The organism is Nocardia sp. NPDC049737, assembly GCF_040674755.1.
Lineage (GTDB): Bacteria > Actinomycetota > Actinomycetes > Mycobacteriales > Mycobacteriaceae > Nocardia.
In genome coordinates this window covers 1-3,507 of the sequence record NZ_JBFANH010000089.1, presented here as the reverse complement: position 1 = coordinate 3,507, position 3,507 = coordinate 1, and the positions used below count along the sequence as shown (strand labels likewise).

The window sequence follows — 3,507 nt, the reverse complement described above, 5'->3', positions numbered from 1 at the left end:
ACCGTTTCCGGCGTGTTCAGGAATACCGAGCGCTCTTCGGAGCGGAACTCGATGCTGGTCGGGGAGGACCAGCGCTTGGAGGCGGAGCCCGCTCCGTTCTGATACTTGGGTTCCCGGAACCGGCGAGGGGCTCGATCCCCGGCGGCGCTCACTGCTGCGGATCACCGCTCGGCCGGGCGTGAATTGTCGTGTGGGCTATGGGCTGTGGTCGGCGAGGTCCGGATGCTCGAGGGTCGAGGTGTATCGGGTCGCGCCGGCGATGCTGAGTCCGAACAGGTCGCAGATGCGTCGGACGTCACCGCCGGTGGCGTGCAGCTCGTCGAGGATTCGGTCCTCGCGGATGACTTGGGCTGTCCGTCCAAGTCGCCAGGTAATCCACGCCACCCCAACAGGTTCGGTGCGGATGGCGGTGCGCTTGCTGATGAACAGGTATGGGTTGGCCGTGTTCGGCCAGCGCCGGTTTCGCTCCGTCAGCCAGGCCTGGATTCGGGAGCGGACCGGCTCCGCCAGGGGAATGACACGCGTATCGAGATGCAGTCTGCCCGAATGGATGTCGGTCAATCGAATTCGACGTAAGTCTCCCGAACGCAGGGCATGGAAGGCGGTCAACGCGACCGCCGCGGCCGTGGCCGGGTCAGGTGAGTTGAGTCCGTCACGGATGACGATCGCGGGAAGGGGTAACGGATGGCGCCTTTCGTGAGTGCCGGTCTTGACTCCTCGTGTCGGGTTGAGGAACACGACGTGATGCGCTTTCAGTGTCCGGAACAGCGATTTCAGTCCTTGCCCCATCATCGACCGGGGATTACCGGATTCGGGCAGCACCTCGATCACGTCGTCGCGAGCGATCTCGCGCAACGAGGTGTGCCCGGCGGCGCTCCAGTAGCGCAGTGCGGGCATGAACCAGCGGGTGTAGAGGCGCACGGTCTGTTCGGAGCGAGCTCGGCTGCGCGGTGGGGTGGTGCTGCCCTCGCGCATGACCGTGCACCAGCGGCGCACTTCAGTGCGCATCGGTTCGGGCAGCTCGTCGATGGTGGCACTGAACCAGTCGCGGAACGCGGAAGTGCGGTCGTCGTCGAGGACTCCGGCCGCGGCGCAGACTTCCAGCAGCCGCAAGGTGGTCAGCTTGATCTGGTGCAGTTGCAGGATCTCGCTGGCGCGCAGCGGCGCGCCGGGGGTGTCTTGCAGGCTGAGCACGATAGCCAGGCCGTGCAGCGAGATCTTCGTCGAGGACTTGCTCCAGCCGTGACGGGCAGCGTGCTCGAGCAGGAACCACGTGAGGAATGCGGCCATCGACGGATCGGCGGGTTCACCGAATCCGCGATCTCGACCGTGGCGCAAATCGCGGGCCGCAATGAACAGCAGGAGCTGTTGATACGCTGCGGGCCGGAAGCTCGGTGTGGCAGTGACCAATTGGGGTATCTCATCGGCGCCGGTATGGCGGCTTCGGCCGTGTCGACCGGCGGTGGAATGTTGCAGGTTGGCCAGAAACAGTTGCTGTCCGTGCCGGTTGGCCTCCTCGATGCCGATCACGCCCTTGCGGCCGCCGTGGTCGAGGAACACCCGCCAGCACAACCGGCAGCTGTGTTCGGCGTTGACCGCGACCGTTGCACCACAGATTCGGCAGACCCCGACCGGATGATTGCGCCGCCAGTACATGCAGGCCAGGCACAGCCATTTGGTGGTGCGGAACACGCCCCACGCGTCGCAGTCCAAGCAGCCCACCGCGACTTGCGGGGCATGGCGGTGGCAGCGGTCGCACAGACCGGCGGAGTAGTAGCCGTCTTCTCGTCCGCAGCGCCGACACGGCGGCGGAGTGACGCGCTTGCCGGGCATGCAGTCGTAGCAGAAGTCGGTTCGCCGAGGGAAAGTGCTCCAGGCGACCGGCCGGCGTCGGCATGACACGCAAGGTTTGGGTGGATGCGCGCTCAGACCGGCGGCTCCGTGCGGTTGCGCCCGAACCGCGGCGTGATCGGCTGCGGCGGCCCCGATGCTTCGGCGGTGGCCGTCTTGCGTGGCTTGCGGGCGGCGACCTTATCGGGCTCGCAGATCAGCAGATCCGTTGGCGAGCAATCCAGAACGGTGCACAGCACGTCGAGATCCTCGAGCCGGATCGTGGTCGGGGTGCCGGTCCACAACCCCGACATCTTCCCGGCGCTGATCTCGAGTCCGGCGTCGGCGAGGCGGCGCCGGAGTTCGGTGGATTTCCAGATGCCCTGCTGGGCGGCGACCATTCGCAGGTTCCAGCGCATCAGGTCACTCTCCTATCAGCCGGGCCGATACCCGGTCGTTCGCGCTTGCCCAGGCATGTTCGATGTGGTCGGCGTGAACGTGAATGTAGCGGGTCGTCGTGGACAGCCATTCGTGTCCGAGGACCTCCTGAATGGCCTTCAGATCCAGCCCGCGCGCATACAACGACGACGCACAGTAATGACGCAGCCCATGCGGAGTGAGGCGGTCCTCCCAGGACGGAAGCCACAACGCCACAGCCTTCTTCAGCCCGGTGCGAACGGCATCATCACCGACTCGCCGACAGCCGCCGGTATGACGGTCATGCCGTTCGCTGGGTAACAGCGGCGCATCCGGATCCATCCAGTCATCACCGAACTGATGCCGCACATCGCTCACCCACCAGTTCAACAAGGCGTCCACCGAATTGATCGCGGGCACCAGGCGCTGCTTGGGACCACGGCCTCGGCTGCCCTTGCCGAAACGAACATGCAGCTTGCCGTGCTCACCCAGATCCGGTCGCCAGTCCCGCATATCTAGCATCACCGACTCGGTGATCCGCAACCCGGCACGCCGCCACAACGACGCTGCCACGTAGTCCCGCGCCGCGGGCAAATACTTGCGTGCCGTCGGCAACGCCACCCGCCACCGCGTGAACAACTGATCCACCTCGGCGTCACTCGGTGGCACCCGCATCACGGACATACCCGAAGACGCTGGCCGGTTGAACTCGTCGATCGGCTGCGCGACAACGAAGTTGGTCAGCGCATGGATGTCGCCCTGATAGCGGGCGATCAGGAAATCGAAGAACCGCGACAGCGTGCCCGCCTTGGCTTCCCGCGTCGACCGGGCCAAGCCTCGGTCGCGGCGCAGATGCACCAGGAACTTATCGGCGTCAGCCGATTCGGTCGTCCACACCGGCCGCCCCAGGAACCGGATGAACTCGAAGATCACCGACCGCTCCGTGGAGACGAATCCATCCGTCGCCCCAGCACCAAGCTGAGCCAACGCGAACTGGTCCACCAACTCCTGCTCGTAGTCCTCCTCATCCTGCGCCGTCCGCAACTGCCGCGGCGCACCCAACGTGCGTACGACTGCCAGGCTCACCGGCCACACCACAGTTCAACGAAAGGATGCACCGGTCATAGATACCAGGGAAGCGTCAGGAATCTTGAACAATCACCAAAAATTCCAAGCGGTCTCCTCGCGGCGAAAACACCCTGACCACAGGGGATTCTGCCAGCCGGACCGATACGGCAAACCTACGGGTTTCGGGATAGC

General features: G+C 65.2%; 3 protein-coding genes. All 3 read right to left on the bottom strand.

Features of this window, described 5'->3' with window-relative positions; all coding sequences use genetic code 11:
• Positions 1–195: 195 nt before the first annotated feature.
• Positions 196–1,833: a hypothetical protein gene (locus AB0J47_RS42165; protein WP_364360309.1), complete on the bottom strand. Its 1,638-nt coding sequence runs from the start codon at positions 1,831–1,833 to the stop codon at positions 196–198.
• 92 nt (positions 1,834–1,925) lie between these two features.
• Positions 1,926–2,249 carry a helix-turn-helix transcriptional regulator gene (locus AB0J47_RS42160; protein ID WP_364360306.1) on the bottom strand — a complete coding sequence of 108 codons (324 nt, stop codon included), beginning with the start codon at positions 2,247–2,249 and terminating at the stop codon, positions 1,926–1,928.
• A 4-nt stretch (positions 2,250–2,253) separates the two neighbouring features.
• Complete coding sequence (locus AB0J47_RS42155) at positions 2,254–3,333, bottom strand: tyrosine-type recombinase/integrase (protein WP_364360302.1); 1,080 nt, start codon at positions 3,331–3,333, stop codon at positions 2,254–2,256.
• Positions 3,334–3,507: the final 174 nt, after the last annotated feature.

Coding starts and splice junctions, on each gene's coding strand:
- AB0J47_RS42160 (WP_364360306.1), bottom strand. CDS start 2,249: ATGCGCTGGAACCTGCGAATGGTCGCCGCCCAGCAGGGCATCTGGAAA.
- AB0J47_RS42165 (WP_364360309.1), bottom strand. CDS start 1,833: ATGCCCGGCAAGCGCGTCACTCCGCCGCCGTGTCGGCGCTGCGGACGA.